This window comes from Corynebacterium sp. 122RC1 (assembly GCF_024580955.1).
GTDB lineage: Bacteria > Actinomycetota > Actinomycetes > Mycobacteriales > Mycobacteriaceae > Corynebacterium > Corynebacterium kozikiae.
Genome location: NZ_JANIKD010000004.1, coordinates 34,251 through 49,894, shown reverse-complemented (window position 1 = coordinate 49,894; position 15,644 = coordinate 34,251). Strand labels below are relative to the sequence as shown.

The 15,644-nt window shown below is 62.1% G+C and carries 13 protein-coding genes; 12 read left to right on the top strand and 1 reads right to left on the bottom strand.

Features of this window, described 5'->3' with window-relative positions; genetic code table 11:
* Positions 1-45: 45 nt before the first annotated feature.
* The 6 genes from mtrA to secA all read left to right on the top strand — a co-directional run bounded on the left by mtrA (position 46) and on the right by secA (position 8,898).
* The gene (gene mtrA, locus NQ050_RS02995) at positions 46-723 is read left to right on the top strand and encodes an MtrAB system response regulator MtrA (RefSeq protein ID WP_257037788.1); all 678 of its coding nucleotides are present in this window, start codon (positions 46-48) and stop codon (positions 721-723) included.
* A 39-nt stretch (positions 724-762) separates the two neighbouring features.
* Positions 763-2,490, top strand: coding sequence for an MtrAB system histidine kinase MtrB (mtrB, locus tag NQ050_RS02990; RefSeq protein WP_257037902.1), 1,728 nt, complete (start codon positions 763-765; stop codon positions 2,488-2,490).
* Positions 2,491-2,551: 61 nt separating this feature from the next.
* Positions 2,552-4,318, top strand: coding sequence for an MtrAB system accessory lipoprotein LpqB (gene lpqB, locus NQ050_RS02985; RefSeq protein WP_257037787.1), 1,767 nt, complete (start codon positions 2,552-2,554; stop codon positions 4,316-4,318).
* 169 nt (positions 4,319-4,487) lie between these two features.
* On the top strand, positions 4,488-4,955 hold the full coding sequence (locus NQ050_RS02980) for a ComF family protein (protein ID WP_257037786.1): 468 nt from the start codon (positions 4,488-4,490) through the stop codon (positions 4,953-4,955).
* A 136-nt stretch (positions 4,956-5,091) separates the two neighbouring features.
* Positions 5,092-5,754, top strand: coding sequence for a ribosome hibernation-promoting factor, HPF/YfiA family (hpf, locus tag NQ050_RS02975; RefSeq protein ID WP_257037785.1), 663 nt, complete (start codon positions 5,092-5,094; stop codon positions 5,752-5,754).
* A 552-nt stretch (positions 5,755-6,306) separates the two neighbouring features.
* Complete coding sequence (gene secA, locus NQ050_RS02970) at positions 6,307-8,898, top strand: preprotein translocase subunit SecA (RefSeq protein ID WP_257037784.1); 2,592 nt, start codon at positions 6,307-6,309, stop codon at positions 8,896-8,898.
* A gap of 30 nt (positions 8,899-8,928) precedes the next feature.
* Here secA and NQ050_RS02965 read toward each other — a convergent pair whose 3' ends face one another.
* Positions 8,929-9,387 (bottom strand): hypothetical protein, encoded by a 459-nt coding sequence (locus NQ050_RS02965; RefSeq protein WP_257037783.1) that lies wholly within the window; start codon positions 9,385-9,387, stop codon positions 8,929-8,931.
* A gap of 279 nt (positions 9,388-9,666) precedes the next feature.
* Between NQ050_RS02965 and NQ050_RS02960 the strand changes: the two genes are divergently transcribed.
* From NQ050_RS02960 to NQ050_RS02935, 6 genes are all read left to right on the top strand, one after another.
* Positions 9,667-10,077, top strand: coding sequence for an HAD-IA family hydrolase (locus NQ050_RS02960; protein WP_257037901.1), 411 nt, complete (start codon positions 9,667-9,669; stop codon positions 10,075-10,077).
* A 1-nt stretch (position 10,078) separates the two neighbouring features.
* Positions 10,079-10,579 carry a hypothetical protein gene (locus NQ050_RS02955; protein WP_257037782.1) on the top strand — a complete coding sequence of 167 codons (501 nt, stop codon included), beginning with the start codon at positions 10,079-10,081 and terminating at the stop codon, positions 10,577-10,579.
* A gap of 77 nt (positions 10,580-10,656) precedes the next feature.
* Positions 10,657-11,952: an FAD-dependent oxidoreductase gene (locus tag NQ050_RS02950; RefSeq protein ID WP_257037781.1), complete on the top strand. Its 1,296-nt coding sequence runs from the start codon at positions 10,657-10,659 to the stop codon at positions 11,950-11,952.
* Positions 11,953-12,059: 107 nt separating this feature from the next.
* Positions 12,060-13,127, top strand: a complete 1,068-nt coding sequence (locus NQ050_RS02945) for a ferredoxin reductase (protein WP_257037780.1) — start codon at positions 12,060-12,062, stop codon at positions 13,125-13,127.
* 46 nt (positions 13,128-13,173) lie between these two features.
* Positions 13,174-14,463, top strand: a complete 1,290-nt coding sequence (locus NQ050_RS02940) for an acyl-CoA desaturase (RefSeq protein WP_257037779.1) — start codon at positions 13,174-13,176, stop codon at positions 14,461-14,463.
* A 91-nt stretch (positions 14,464-14,554) separates the two neighbouring features.
* Positions 14,555-15,637 (top strand): alkene reductase, encoded by a 1,083-nt coding sequence (locus NQ050_RS02935; RefSeq protein WP_257037778.1) that lies wholly within the window; start codon positions 14,555-14,557, stop codon positions 15,635-15,637.
* The last annotated feature ends 7 nt before the right edge of the window (positions 15,638-15,644 follow it).

Genomic DNA, 15,644 nt, shown 5'->3' with positions numbered 1-15,644 from the left:
CAACTCCGAATACGTCCCGCTGGTTAGTGAAAGGTGCTCCTCGTCATGGCTCACAAGATCCTCGTGGTGGATGATGACCCAGCAATCTCTGAGATGCTTTCCATCGTGTTGGAGGCTGATGGGTTTGACACCGTTGCGGTCATGGACGGCGCGGAAGCACTGGGCACCTTTGAACGCGAGCAACCAGACCTCATTCTGCTGGACCTCATGCTCCCGGGCATGAATGGCATCGATATTTGCCGTGCCATCCGCAAGGTTTCCCAGGTGCCGATCGTGATGCTCACTGCCAAGACGGACACCGTGGACGTGGTGCTGGGCCTGGAGTCCGGCGCGGATGACTACGTGAACAAGCCTTTCAAACCCAAGGAGTTGGTGGCACGCATCCGCGCGCGCCTGCGCCGCACCGAGGAAGAGGACGTGCACACCATCGAGGTTGGTGACTTGGTGATCGACGTCCCCGGCCACGTTGTGCGCCGCGGAAACGATGAGATCCCGCTCACCCCACTGGAGTTTGACCTCCTCTTGGAGCTCGCCCAAAAGCCTGGACAAGTGTTTAGCCGCGAGGAGTTGCTGGAAAAGGTGTGGGGATACCGCAACGCCTCGGATACCCGCCTGGTGAATGTGCACGTCCAGCGCCTGCGTTCCAAGATAGAAATTGACCCCGAACGCCCGCAGATTGTGCGTACCGTCCGCGGCGTTGGATACAAGACCGGCCAGGAGTAGTTCACCACCGTGGCACAAGTGTTGCAATTCGCCACAAAGATGCGCCACCGCTTCACGGAACGGTGGCGTACTTCTTTGCAAACAAGGGTTTTGGGCTCCATTCTGGTGGCCTCTGCCGTAGTGATGCTCGTGCTCGCCTTTGTGCTGGTGAGTTTTGTGACCCAACGTCTGGTGAACACCAAACTGGAGCTGGCCAACAATGAGATCGACCGCGCCCGCGCCGCCGTTGAACTGCAAATCGACGCCACCGGCACCGCCAGCAGCACTCAAGTCCGCCTCCAATCGGCCCGCGCGGCATTGGTGAACCAGGGCACCACTGCCGGTGACCAGGCGGTCTACGAGCCCGTGCTGATCGTCAACAACCCCGACGGCAGCGTCCTCGCATCCCCAGAGGGCTACCGCATCCCCGAACGCCTGCGGTCCTTCGTCAGCCAGGGGCAGGTGTCCTACCAGTACGCCACCATCGAGCGTGCCGACGCTTCGCCGTACAAAGCACTCATCATCGGCACCCCAACTGAAACAGACATTCCGAACCTGCAGGTGTACCTCGTGCTGTCTTTGGAGCAGGACGAGGCGACCCTCGCCCTGCTCCGTGGCCTGTTCTCCGGTGCGGCGATTGTGCTGGTGGTCCTCCTGGTGGGCATCGCCTGGCTGCTCACGCAGCAGGTGATCACCCCGGTGCGTTCCGCGAGCCGCATCGCCGAGCGCTTCAGTTCTGGGCACCTGCGCGAACGCATGGTGGTGGACGGTGAAGATGAGATGGCCCGCCTCGCCGTGAGCTTCAATGCCATGGCGGAATCCTTGAGCAAACAGATCAATCAGCTTGAGGAGTACGGCAACCTGCAAAAGCAGTTCACCTCTGACGTGTCACATGAGCTGCGCAGCCCGCTGACCACGGTCCGCATGGCCGCGGACATGATCGTGGATGATGCCGAGCACTTGCCAGCCAGTACCCGCCGGGCATCTGAGTTGATGGTCCACGAGCTGGACCGGTTTGAATCCCTGCTCAATGACCTGTTGGAGATTTCCCGCCACGACGCCGGCGTGGCCGACCTTGCCGCCAGCTCCATTGATCTGCGCCAGTGCGTGCACGCAGCAGTGCAGCAAACCGAACACATTGCGGCAAAGCTCAACGTTCCCGTCCACGTGGACATGCCAGACGAGCCGGTGCGAATCAATGGCGATTCCCGCCGCATCGAACGCATCCTGCGAAATCTGCTGGCCAACGCCCTTGACCACTCTGAGGGTAACCCGGTGGAGCTGACCTTGAAGGAAAACGAATACGCCGTGGGCGTGGCCGTGGTGGACCACGGTGTGGGCCTGGAATACGGCCAGGAAGACTTGGTGTTTAACCGCTTCTGGCGCGCCGACCCCTCCCGCAAACGTCACTCCGGCGGTACCGGCCTTGGCCTGGCTATTTCCCTAGAGGACACCCGCCTCCACGGCGGCATCCTGGACGCTGCCGGTATGAAGTCGGTAGGCACCATGTTCCGCCTCATCCTGCCCCGTGAGCCTGGACAGGAGATCATCGAACCGCCAATTGCCCTCGAAGCGCCGAAGGAGCGCTATGTGGACGTCACGCCAGCCATCGCCGATGCCCCAAACGCAACCGCCGCGGAACGCAATGAAATTGAGGTTGATGAGGACGCCGTGGATGAGGCCGAGCTCGCCGCAGCATACGATCCAGACCTTGACGGGCCAGACCTCAACGGCCCGGCGCACCTTGGGGAACCCGCGTCTGAATCCGAGGAGGGCAACCATGCGTAACTTCAGGTGGCGCTCACCGAATCCGAATCCGAATTCGAGTCCGTCTCAGGGTTCTCAACCAGTGCCCCGCAGCGCACGAGCCGACGCCGCGTGTGAGCCGGCCCCGCGCTGGCGCCGGGCAGCGTCGGCAAGCGGGTTTGTGCTGGTGTGCTCCCTGACCTTGGGTGCCTGCGCCTCGCTACCGAGCAATTCCGAGCCGCAGGTGCTGCGCGCCTTTGAAGGATCGGCGGAGCAGGCGCAGGTGGGCCCGATTCAGGATCGTGACCCGGACCTGCTGCTGCGCGACTTCTACATTGCGAGCTCGGACCCTTCGCAGTCCTACTTAAATGCCCGGAGCTTCCTCACGTCGGCCGCCAGCGAAACCTGGAATCCTGGCAGCGAGATCGTGGTGGTGGACCGCTTTGAGATCAACTCGGTGAACCTGGAGACGGAGCGGCGCAGCTATGAGGTGCGTGGCACGATCGTCGGTTCTATCACGGAAGGTGGTGCCTACCGGCCGCGGCAGGAGACGTTTACGGACAGGGTGACACTGCAGCGCATCGACGGGCAGTGGCGCCTGGATGAGCTAGGCAACCAGATTGTGTTTGAGCGCTCTGAGCTGCGTAATCGTTATAATCCCCGCGGCGTGTACTTCTTTGACCCTTCGGGCAAGGTGCTGGTGCAGGATCGCCGCTGGCTGTTCACGGGGATGTCCAACCTGGATTCCTCTCTGATGCAGCTTCTGGTGGCGGGGCCTTCCGCGGACCTCGCGCCGGGGGTGATCGATGAGCTGCCGGATACCGCGGCCTATGCAGGCAACTCCGACGGCGTGTACCAATTCACCGGCATGGTGGGCATGGCCGAAGACGCGCTACGCCGTTTCCTTGGCCAGGCAGTGTGGACGCTCGCTATGGCGGAAGTCCCAGGTCCGTACCGGTTCCGCTTTGACGGCGCGGACGTGCCGGGCCCTCTCGGCGAAACTGAATTCACCGCCGATTCCTTCCCTGAGTACAACCCGCAGGCAACACCCAACGCCGTGAGCCAGGTGTACTCCCTGACCGGCGGTGTGTTGTACCAGCTCAGTGACGATGCCGTGCAAAGGGTTGGCGGGGACTTCACCACGCTCAACACGTTGGAGTCGGCACGAGTGGCGGCTACCAACAATACAATCGCGGCGGTGCAGGTGACCGGAGACGGTGCAGGCGGTGAACGCGCGCTCGTGGTGGGGGCGATTGGCGGAGACGTGACCGAGGTTCTCCGCGCCCAGCGCATCTCCCAACCCACCTTTGAGCAGGGCGGAACAAGCGCCTGGGCAGTGGTGGACGGGGAGACGTTGGTGCGCGTCTCACGCTCGGCGGAAACCGGCGAGATCTCCACCAATGAAGTAGACATTTCCGCCCTCGGCGCAGACATCGGTGACCTCTCCCAATTCCAGCTCTCCCCAACCGGCGTGCGCGCGGCGTTCATCATGGACGGCCGCGTATACACCGCCGTGGTGGCGCGACCCAACGCGGGGGAGCGCAGGCTCACCAGCATCCAGGAGGTAGCTGCCGCAATTGGCGACACCGCCACCGCCCTGGACTGGCAGATGGACGGCTCCCTGGTGGTAGGAACCGCGAACTCCGAGGCCCCCGTATGGGCTGTGGCCGCCGACGGCGCAACCGTAGCCCCGCTGCCCAGCGGCAACATTGTGGCCCCCGTGCTCTCCGTTGCCGCCGGGCCATCGATGCTCTACGTCACCGACAACCGCGCGGCCCTCGAGCTCCCCAACGGCGGCACCACCGCCAGCTACTGGCGCGAAGTCCAGGGCCTGGAAGGCAACCGCTCCATCATGTTGGTCACTCGCTAGAATTGGCCCCATGTGGGGATTGGGGGAACTACTCTTGCCGCGGAGCTGCGTGGGCTGCAACGCGCCGGGACACACTATGTGTGCCGCCTGCCTGCGGGAATGGCGCAGCCCGCCGGGTAGGATCAGCACGCGCAGCTTTGCGCATTGGCCGCTGTGGGCGCTCGGGCCCATGAGCGAGGTCCGCAGCCGCACCGTGGTGCACTACAAGGAGCGGGGGCGTGCCGACGCCGCCCAGTACCTCGGGGCAATCACGCAGGCGGCGGTGTCACGGTTGATCGAGCAAGGGCATGTGAGCGGCCAGGTGGTGCTCGTGCCCGCGCCGAGTAAGCGCAGCTCAGCGCGGGCGCGCGGCGGTGACCACATGGCCCGCGCACTCGCACATTGCAGTTTCCCCTATGTGCAGGCCCTCTACCACAGCGAACAGGCCCTGGAGTCTGTGGGACTGAGCGCGCAGGCGCGTCGGCAAAACATGCAACAGGCGGTGCGCCTAGCGCCTGAAGCCGCCCTCCTGCGCGGGCGGGAAGTGCTCTTGGTGGACGATGTGATCACAACGGGGGCAACACTCATTGCGGCCGCAAGTGCTCTCAGCAGCGCAGGAGCGAAGGTGGCAGGGGGATTGGGGTGGATCAGCGCGTGATGCAGCTCCAACTTTTAGCGAACTTGTTATGACCAGATGTATCCTTGGATATGGAAGTTGATCCCCGCCATAGTTGGGTGGAGTGAGTAATCCGATTCACCTCCGCCAGGGCGGCTGAACAGGAAGGTACGTGATTATGTCCACGCCTGCTGCAAACAACGAGACGCTCTCCCCAGAGGTCCAGGTTTCCATTACTGGTCGCAACGTTGAGGTGCCAGAGCACTTCGCGGAACGGGTCAACGCAAAACTGGCAAAGATTGCACGTTTGGATCCCACCCTCACCTTCTTCCACGTAGAGCTCCAGCACGAGCCAAACCCACGCCGCGCCGATGCCTCCGACCGCATCCAGATCACCGCAACCGGCAAGGGCCACATCGCACGAGCTGAGGCGAAGGAAGATAGCTTCTACGCCGCACTGGAAACCGCACTCGCCCGCATGGAGCGCTCGCTGCGCAAGGTGAAGGCTCGCCGTTCCATCTCCCTTTCCGGCCACCGCGCCCCAATGGGCACCGGCGAGGCAGCCGCGGCGCTCGTGCAGGAAGCCGAAGAGGCGCGCGCGGAGAATCAGTACGACACCGACCCATACGCCGACATGGTCGAGGATGTAGTGCCAGGCCAGATCGTGCGTACCAAGGAGCACGAGGCCACCCCAATGAGCGTGGACGACGCCCTCTCCGAAATGGAGCTCGTTGGCCACGACTTCTACCTCTTCATCAACGAGGAGAACAACCAGCCATCCGTGGTGTACCGCCGCCACGCCTTTGACTACGGCTTGATCTCCTTGAAGAACGCTGAATAGGTGCTGGTGAGCACTTGATTTGGAAGCCCACCTGGTGGTGGGCTTCCTTTTTTGTGGGGTTGGGGTGCTGGTGTGTTGGCGTGTTGGGGTGCTGGTGTGTTGGTGCGTTGGTCGATAGGACGTGTTAGTGCGTTGATGCGTTGGTCGATAGGACGCGTAGGTCGATAGCTAAAAGTCGACAGGACGCGGATTTCCCCGAAAATGGCCGTCCTATCGACCAACGCAACGGCCTATCGACTTTTAGCTATCGACTAACGCCTAAACCTAACGCCTAAACCAACGTCAAGACCAACGTCAAGACCAGCGCCTAAACCAGCGCCTAAACCCCCACGCAGAGGTGCTCACGCCACGCGCACCACCAACCCCAAAGCATGAGGTTTCTCATTGGGGCCTTAACGCGTACAATCAGAAGACTGTATGTGTGCCCAGTATTTCGAGTGCTTTGGAGCTCCCGTGGTTGGGGAAGCGAAACGAAGCGCCGGCTAGCTCATGGGCGCGGCCTAGCGTAAGCAAAGCAACTAGCAAAAGCAACAAGCAAAGAAGGAATCTTTCGTGTTCGGACTTTCTAAGATCCTCCGCATGGGCGAGGGACGCGCTGTGAAGCGCCTCGACCACATTGCCAAGGAAGTAGCGGCTCTCGACGAGGAGTACGCAGCGCTCTCCGATGAGGAACTGAAGGCCAAGACCGCTGAGTTCAAGGAGCGGATCGCAAACGGTGAAACCGTAGACGATCTGCTCCTTGAGGCGTTTGCCACCGCTCGCGAGGCTTCCTGGCGTGTGCTCGGTCAGAAGCACTACCACGTCCAGATTATGGGCGGCGCCGCGTTGCACTTCGGCAACGTTGCTGAGATGCGCACCGGTGAAGGCAAGACCCTGACCTGTGTGCTCCCCGCGTACCTCAACGCCCTGGAGGGCAAGGGTGTGCACGTGGTGACGGTGAACGATTACCTGGCCAAGCGTGACGCCGAATGGATGGGCCGTGTCCACCGCTTCCTCGGCCTGGAGGTGGGCGTCATCCTTTCCGATATGCGCCCTGAGCAGCGCCGCGTTGCTTACAACGCTGACATCACCTATGGCACCAACAACGAGCTGGGCTTTGACTACCTGCGTGACAACATGGTCCGCAACCTCAACGAGGCGGTGCAGCGTGACCACCACTACGCCATCGTGGACGAGGTGGACTCCATCCTCATCGATGAGGCCCGCACCCCACTCATCATCTCCGGCCCTGTTGACGGTTCCTCCCAGTGGTATGGCGTGTTCGCCCAAATCGCGCCTCGCTTGAAGGAGGACATCCACTATGAGATTGACCGCCGCAAGCGCACCGTCGGCATTAAGGAAGAGGGTGTTGAGTTCGTTGAGGATCAGCTCGGCATCGACAACCTCTACGCCCCTGAGCACTCCCAGTTGGTGAGCTACCTAAACAACGCCATCAAGGCGCAGGAGCTGTTCACCAGGGACAAGGACTACATCGTGCGCAACGGTGAAGTGCTCATTGTGGATGACTTCACCGGCCGTGTCCTCGCGGGCCGCCGTTACAACGAGGGCATGCACCAGGCGATTGAGGCCAAGGAGGGGGTGGAGATCAAGAATGAAAACCAGACCCTGGCAACCATCACCCTGCAGAACTACTTCCGCCTCTACGAAAAGCTCTCCGGTATGACGGGTACCGCAGAGACCGAGGCCGCTGAGCTCCACCAGATCTACAAGCTCAACGTGATCCCGATCCCCACCAACCGCCCGAACCAGCGTGAGGATCTTTCCGACCTGGTCTACAAGACCCAGGAAGCAAAGTTTGCAGCAGTGGTGGATGACATCGCCGAGCGCGTGGACAAGGGCCAGCCGGTGCTGGTGGGTACCACCTCCGTGGAGCGCTCCGAGTACCTCTCCAAGCAGCTGCAGAGTCGCGGCATCAAGCACTCGGTGCTCAATGCGAAGTTCCACGAGCAGGAGGCGCAGATCGTTGCCCGTGCCGGTCTGCCAAGTGCCGTGACGGTGGCCACCAACATGGCCGGCCGCGGTACGGACATTGTGCTCGGCGGCAACGCGGACATTATTGCAGACATCAACCTGCGCGAACGCGGCCTTGACCCAGTGGAAAAGGCTGAGGAGTACGAGGCAGCCTGGGATGATGAGCTGGCCAAGGTCAAGGAGCGCGGCCAGAAGCTCGCCGAGCAGGTTCGTGAAGCCGGTGGACTGTATGTGCTGGGCACGGAGCGCCATGAGTCCCGCCGTATTGACAACCAGCTACGTGGCCGCGCCGGCCGCCAGGGCGACCCAGGCACCACCCGCTTCTACCTGTCCATGCGCGATGACCTGATGCTGCGCTTCATGGGCCCACAGATGGAGTCCCTGATGAACCGCCTCAACGTGCCAGACGATGTGCCAATTGAGGCCAAGATGGTGACTAACTCCATCAAGGGCGCGCAGGCCCAGGTGGAGAACCAAAACTTTGAGATGCGCAAGAACGTGCTCAAGTATGACGAAGTGATGAATGAGCAGCGCAAGGTCATTTACTCCGAGCGCCGCGCGATCCTGGAGTCTGCGGACATCGGTGAGAACGTGCAATCCATGATCGACGACACTGTCTCAGCCTATGTCGATGGTGCAACCGCCAGCGGCTATGTGGAGGACTGGGACCTGGAGAGCCTCTGGAACGCTCTAGAATCCCTCTATGGCCCATCCGTGGATTACCAGGCGCTCATCGACGATGACGTCCACGGCGCCAAGGGCGAGCTCTCCGCAGAGGACCTCCGCACTGTGGTGCTGGAGGATGCCCACAAGCAATACGAGGAGCTTGAGTCCAACGTGGCTGCAATTGGTGGCCCGGAGCAGATGCGCAACCTGGAACGCATGGTGATCCTCCCGGTGATCGACCAGAAGTGGCGCGAGCACCTCTATGAGATGGACTACCTCAAGGAGGGTATTGGCCTGCGCGCAATGGCACAGCGCGACCCGCTGGTGGAATACCAGAAGGAGGGTGGCGACATGTTCAATGCCATGAAGGACGGCATCAAGGAAGAAACGGTGCGCCAACTGTTCCTGCTGCGCAAGCAGTTCCAGGCGCCAGCGCCGACCATCACTGTTGCTGGAGATGACCAGCCAGACGGCGGCGTGCCTACCGCTCCAGTGGTAGGTGGCTAAGGCCCCAGGCTAAGGCCGGCACGAAGGCGTTCACAGCACCCTGAAGGATCGCAACTGCAATCCCAGGGTGCTTTCCTCATCGGCGGCCACCATGGCGGCGTAGCCCAGGTGGATGTCTTGGCCCGCGATGGTTGCTGAGCCGAGGGCATCGATGCGCTGTGAACGCACGCGCAGGTGCATGGACATTTTGGTGATCGCCCCGCCCTGGGCGGTTCCGCGCCGCCTGGCTCGGATGCTACGCAGCACCGGAGGGGCAAAGAGGGAGGGGCTGAGGCGGCGGACGTCGATAAGCCCGAAGCTCGCAGCCAGCGCAACCTCGATGAGGTGCCGGACCTTGCGCTGCACCTCCTGCGGGAGCTCCTGGTACGGGGCAGGCGGCGGGGAGGGGGAGTGCAGGCGCTCGGGGTTGAGAACTTTGAGCATGGCGCGCCCGGGGATGGGCTCCAGGGCTTGGGCCGTATGCTCAGGCACCGAAGGGGGAAGGTCCATAGTGGTCTTTCTTGCGTGGCAGGCAAAGCGACCGGTCAATCTTGTACCCCCAAGCTTTTGCGGATTGCGTGCGCTGGGGGAGCGAGAAAAGTATGAAACAGTATGCAACAATGGGCATGGTTTGCGCGCGGCTCGCACACGGGTGCTGGGGCGCAGTAAAAGCTCTCCTAAGAGCGCAAGTAATAGCATAGTGAAAACCCGCCACATTGAGGCCGTTTCATCAGCGTGAGTGCCCTCCTGGCGGGTCGAGTTTTGGAATTTTTCGAGGTGGTAGAAGGCGTGCGTGGCTTAATCGTGGACTATGTGGGAGTCCTGGACGGCTCGGAGGAGGAGCAGCGCCGGTGGCGGAGGCTTCTCCAGGCGGCGCGAGCAAACGGTGTGGCCACCGCAATCCTTTCCAATGACCCAGGTGGCCCAGGTGCGGCGCCCATCCGCGCGTTCGAAGAGCAGGGGTTGGTGGATGCAGTGCTGCTTTCCGGGGAAATTGGGGCGGACAAGCCCGACCAGGAAGCGTTCCGGGCCGCTGCGGATGCGTTAGGGCTGCCCATGAGCGATTGTGTGATGGTGGACGATTCCATCCTCAACGTGCGCGGCGCGGTGGAAAGCGGCCTGGTGGGGGTGTTCTACCAGCAGTTTGAGCGTTCCGTGGTGGAAATTACTGGCCTGTTTGGCATTGAAGGAGAGTTCTAGCATGCGCGTGTTCATCCCCGCTACCTTTGACATCCTCGCCGAGCTCGCAGAAAACGGCGCCTTCCACGCCCGCTCCGGCTACGGCTTCGCGGTGACCCCGGCGCTGCGCGAGTTCTTCACCGAGGGTGAGGACGAGGAGCTCAGCGAGATTGCGTTTGACGACGCGGCCCGGGCGTCCCTGCGGCTCCTGGCCACAGGCGAGGCAGGGCGCTACCCTCATCGCCGTGTGGTGATCTCCGTGGATATTGACGATTCCAAGGTGGCGCTGTACCCCGATGGTGGGGAAGCGGTAGTCAAGCTTGCTGAGCCTGAGGTGAAGCTTGCCCAGCTCGCGGCGATTCACGTGGACCTAGAGGCCGCTGAGGAGGCCACCGCCAAGGCTGTGGAGCTGGTGGATGCAGCAGACCTCGGCGATGAGGACGCGGAGCTTGCGGTTGGCGACGCCCTAGACAACTTCATGGCGTGGTACGACCCCTCCGAGCTCGCCATGCTCATGCTCTAGGTGGTGGTGGCAGGGGCGTGAGCTTCGCGCCTAGGCTGGGGTGGTACATCTTCCACAGCTCAGAGCGAGGCGAATCAATGGCACCCCAAACACAACACCGAACCCAGGAAACACTCGAGCTTGACCTGTTGGTCATCGGCTTTGGCAAGGCCGGCAAGACCATTGCGATGAAGCGCGCCAAGGCGGGGGACCGCGTGGCCATCGTGGAAAAGCTGCCGTCGATGTATGGCGGCACCTGCATTAACATCGCCTGCGTTCCCACCAAGCGGCTGCTGGAAAGTGCCGCCGCTGGGCTGGAATACCTTGAGGCTAAAGAAGACCGCAATGGCTTTATTGCCAAGCTGAACGCGGCCAACAAGGCGATGGCTGAAGGCGCTGGGGCGCTGGTTATTGACGGGCACGCCAGATTTGTGGGCCCGCACACGGTGCAGGTCACGGGCGAGGGCGAGCTTCTGGAGATCACCGCGCAGACGGTAGTGATCAACACCGGTGCTGCCTCCTCAGTGGAGGTGGATGAGCGCCTGCATGATTCCACCAGCATCCAGCAGCTTGCTGCCAAGCCGGCTTCGCTGGGCATCGTGGGTGCCGGGCCGATTGGCATTGAGTTTGCCACCATGTTCAACGAGTTCGGCGTGCCCGTGACCTTGTACAACGGCTCCAAGGAGTTCTTGGGTTTCCTCGACCCAGAGATCGCCCAAGCGGTGCGCGAGCACTTGGAGAGTCAGGGCATCACCATCAAGGATGAAAAGGTTGCTGACCCGAAAGCGCTACCAGAGGAGAAGGTGCTCATGGCGGTGGGACGCAAGCCCGTGGTGGAGGATCTGGGCCTTGATGCCGCTGGGGTGCGCTACTCCGCAGACGGCATTGAGGTGGATGAGCGCTGCCGGACGTCGGTAGACGGAGTGTACGCGGTGGGTGACGTCACCGGCGCCCCGCAATTTACCTACCTTTCCTACGACGACCACCGCGTGGTCATGGCTGATCGCTGGGGGTCGGGGAGTGAGCCACGAACCCGGGCTGGCCGGATTTACCCCCGCACCACCTTCAGTAACCCGCCGCTTTCCACCATCGGACTGAGTGAGCGGGAAGCCCGTGAACAGGGCTTTGAGGTGGAGGTTCGCCAGGCCAAGGTGGCTGATCTGGCTATTGTGCCGCGGCCGAAGATCCTCAAGCAGCCCGAAGGCGTGGTGCAGTTTGTGCTGGATGCAGGCACAAACCAGATCCTCGGCGCGGTGTTGTTCTGTGTGGATTCCCAGGAGCTCATCAATACTGTGGCGGTGGCGATGCGCGCCGGGATCACCGCGAGTGAGTTGGGCGATGGCATTTTCACGCACCCGTCTACGTCGGAAATTTTCAACGCCCTGTTGGCGTAGCAGTGGCAGCGGTGGATCTTAAGGAAAAATTACCTTTGACAATAAAACTTACTCTTGCGTAGGATACTGGAACGTAAGTTTCACCTATGTGCGGAAGAGGTTGCCCGTTGAAGCAACGCACCACCGATGGCCTTGCACGCGTGCGAGGCCTTTTGCATAGATTCACCACGCCATTGCTCCCGGATGACTACTCGGTGTTGCTCAACCCCCTGTGGTCCACGCGTGAGCTACGCGGAAAAATTGATTCCGTGGAGCGTCAGGGCGACGCCGTCCACCTGCGCATCACCCCAGGTTGGGGAGTGCCTACCCACTTTGAGGCCGGGCAGTACATCGGAATTGGGGTGGAGGTAGACGGGCGCTACACCTGGCGCAGCTACTCGCTCACCAACGCCCCGACGCCTGAAGACGGCACGCTCAGCATTACCGTGCGCGCGGTGGAAAAAGGCAAGCTCTCCAACCACTTGGTGGGCACTGCGACGCCGGGAACCACCGTGCGTTTAGCAGCCCCAGCAGGGGATTTCCACTTAAGCGACCCGCCACCGGCGCAACTCGCCTTTGTCACCGCCGGCACGGGCATCACCCCGATCATTTCCATGCTTCGCACGATGGAGCAGCGCGGCCAGTTCGGTGCCACGAACGTAGCCGTGGTGTATTCCTCGCGCCACGAAAGCGAGCAACTGTTCACCGAGGAGCTGCAGCGCTTCGCCGAAACCTACCCGGAAAACTTCACCCTGGTCACCCGCATTACCTCGGAAAGTTCGCGCATCACGCCGGAAAACATCGAGCAGTTCGTCCCGGACATTACGCAGCGCACCATCTACGCTTGCGGCCCCTCGGCAATGCTCGACGACTTCGAATCCTGGGCCAAGGCCAAAGGCGTCACCCTGCGCACGGAGCGCTTCTCCTTGGAGCGGGAGTCCGACGCTGAAGGCGGCACCATTACGTTCCCGTCCGGCCGCAGCGTCACCGTGGACGGCGCAACCACGGTCCTTGAGGCTAGTGAGCAAGCCGGGGCCCAGTTGCCTTTTGGCTGCCGGATGGGCATCTGCCACACCTGCACCCGAACCCTTGCTGAGGGGCATGCGATGGACCTGCGCACCGGGGAGGAACACGAGCCGGGCTCGAGGTTCCGCACCTGTGTATCCGTGGCCTGCGGGGACATTACGGTCCAGTAGCGCCAACACACCAACCACAACATTCAAGGAAAGTACCGAACACATCATGGCAATTGACAACATCAAGGCCTACGCGCACCTCAGCGATGAGGACATCGCGGAAATCGGCCGCAGGCTGGACGCCATCAGGGAAGAGGTCGAGCAGGACCTCGGCCCGCGAGACGTCGCCTACATCAAAAACCTCATCCGCACCCAGCGCAGCCTGGAGGCGGCGGGGCGCATCGCCCTCATTTTCTCCGGGAACCGTGCCGCTTGGTGGGCCGGCACCAGCATGCTCACCTTGGCTAAGATCCTGGAAAACTTGGAGATCGGCCACAACGTGCTGCACGGCCAGTGGGACTGGATGAACGACCCCGAAATCCACTCCACCACCTGGGAATGGGACATCGTGTGCCCCTCCTCGCAGTGGATGCACTCCCACAACTACGTCCACCACACCTACACCAACGTCCTTGGCATGGACAATGACGTGGGATACGGCATCCTGCGCGTGACCCGCGACCGCAAGTGGGGGCCATTGCACGCATTCCAGCCTGTGGTGAACACTGTGTTGGCCTCCATGTTCCAATGGGCCGTGGGCTACTACGACGTGGAGCTGGGCCGATTCCTCAGTGGGCGCGCCTCATGGGAGGACACCAGGGAAAAGTTCTGGGAAACCACCCGCAAAGCCGGCCGTCAAACGGCGCGTGACTACGTGCTCTACCCGGCGCTCGCGGGCAAGAACTACCCGAAGGCAGTGGCCGCGAACGCCGTAGCCAACTTTGCCCGCTCCGTATGGGCATACGCTGTGATTTTCTGCGGCCACTTCCCAGATGAGGTGGAAACCTTCACCAAGGAGCAGTTCCGTAACGAGGACCACAACCAGTGGTACCTGCGCCAGATGCTTGGGTCGGCAAACTTCCACGGCGGCTGGCTGCTCACCATCATGTCTGGCAACCTCAACTACCAGATTGAGCACCATTTGTTCCCAGACCTGCCCTCCAACCGCTTGGCGGCGGTGGGGAAGAAGGTCCAGGCGGTGTGCCAGGAATTCGATCTTCCCTACAACGTGGATTCCTTCCCGGTGCAGTTGTTCAAGGTGCAAAAGACTCTGCTCAAGCTCACCCTGCCCAACAAGTTCCTGCTGGCAAGCCCGGACAACGCGCCGGAGGTGCGCTCCAACCGGGCATTCGAGCCAGTGGAGGACCAGCTCTGGGAAGGCGAGCAGCAGGGGCGCCGCTCCGGGCTCAAGACGGGCCTCGGACTCATCAAAAAACTGCGCCCAACCGTGAAGGATGCAATCCGCATCTACTCCGGCCGCATCCCCAGCAAGGCTGCCGCAGCGCGCGCTGCCTAAGGGTAAGTCCGGGGCCTTTGGCTTTTCGTTCTATGCCGCGTAGGAACGCCTCGCGGGAATACGCCGCCCCGCTTTGGGGGTTGAACAGATCATGACTGACTTGTTCCAACCAGCCCAGGCGGGTGCGCTGCGTCTGGCGAACCGCATCACCATGGCCCCACTGACCAGGAAGCGCGCTGGTGAAGACGGCGTCCCCACCGACCTCCACGTTGAGTATTATGCGCAGCGGGCGTCGGTGGGATTTTTGGTAACAGAGGGCACCTTCCCGAGTTTCCGGTCCAGGGGTTTTGAGGGCCAGGCTGGCATTGCCAACGCCGAGCAGCAGGAAGGGTGGCGTCGGGTTGCGCGCGCCGTGCACGATCGCGGAGGAGTGCTGGTGATGCAAGTGATGCATGCCGGCAGGATGGCGCCGCCTCCCCTCACTCGCGGGGAGGAGCCGGAGGCGCCCTCGGCGATCGCGCCCGGCGTTTCCGCGCATACCCCGCAAGGCAAAATGGAGCTGCCAGTGCCCCGGGCGCTGGCAACGGCAGAGCTCAGCCGGGTGATCGAGGAGTTCGTGGCTGGTGCCCGCCGCGCAATCGACGCCGGTGTGGACGCCGTAGAAATCCACGGCGCCAACGGCTACCTGCTGCACGAGTTCCTCTCCCCGGTTTCCAACACGCGTACCGACGCCTACGGTGGCACGCCCCAGGCACGCGCACGGTTTGTGGTGGAGCTGGTGCGCGCGGTGGCCGCAGAAGTGGGCGCAGACCGCGTGGGCCTGCGCATTTCCCCAGAACACAACATCCAAGGCGTGTTGGAGGAAGATCCGCAGGATGCCTTGGCAACCTACGAGGCCTTGATTGAAGGCGTCAAGGACCTGGGCCTTGCCTACCTTTCCATCCTGCACAAAGACTATAAGGGCGAGTTGGTGACGCGGCTGCGTGAGCTGTTCGGCGGCTTTGTGGTGCTCAATTCCGGCTTCCAGGAGGTCACCGACCTCACAGAGGCTGAGGACATCATGGTCTCCGGCCTTGCCGATGCCGTAGCCGTGGGCCGCGAGCTTATTGCGAACCCAGACTTGGTGCGGCGTTGGCGCGAGGGCCTGGAACTCAATCCGATTGACTTTGACACCTTCTACACCCCAGGTGAGCACGGGTACACGGACTATCCGTTCGCGTCCGTTGAAGCCTAGACGCAGC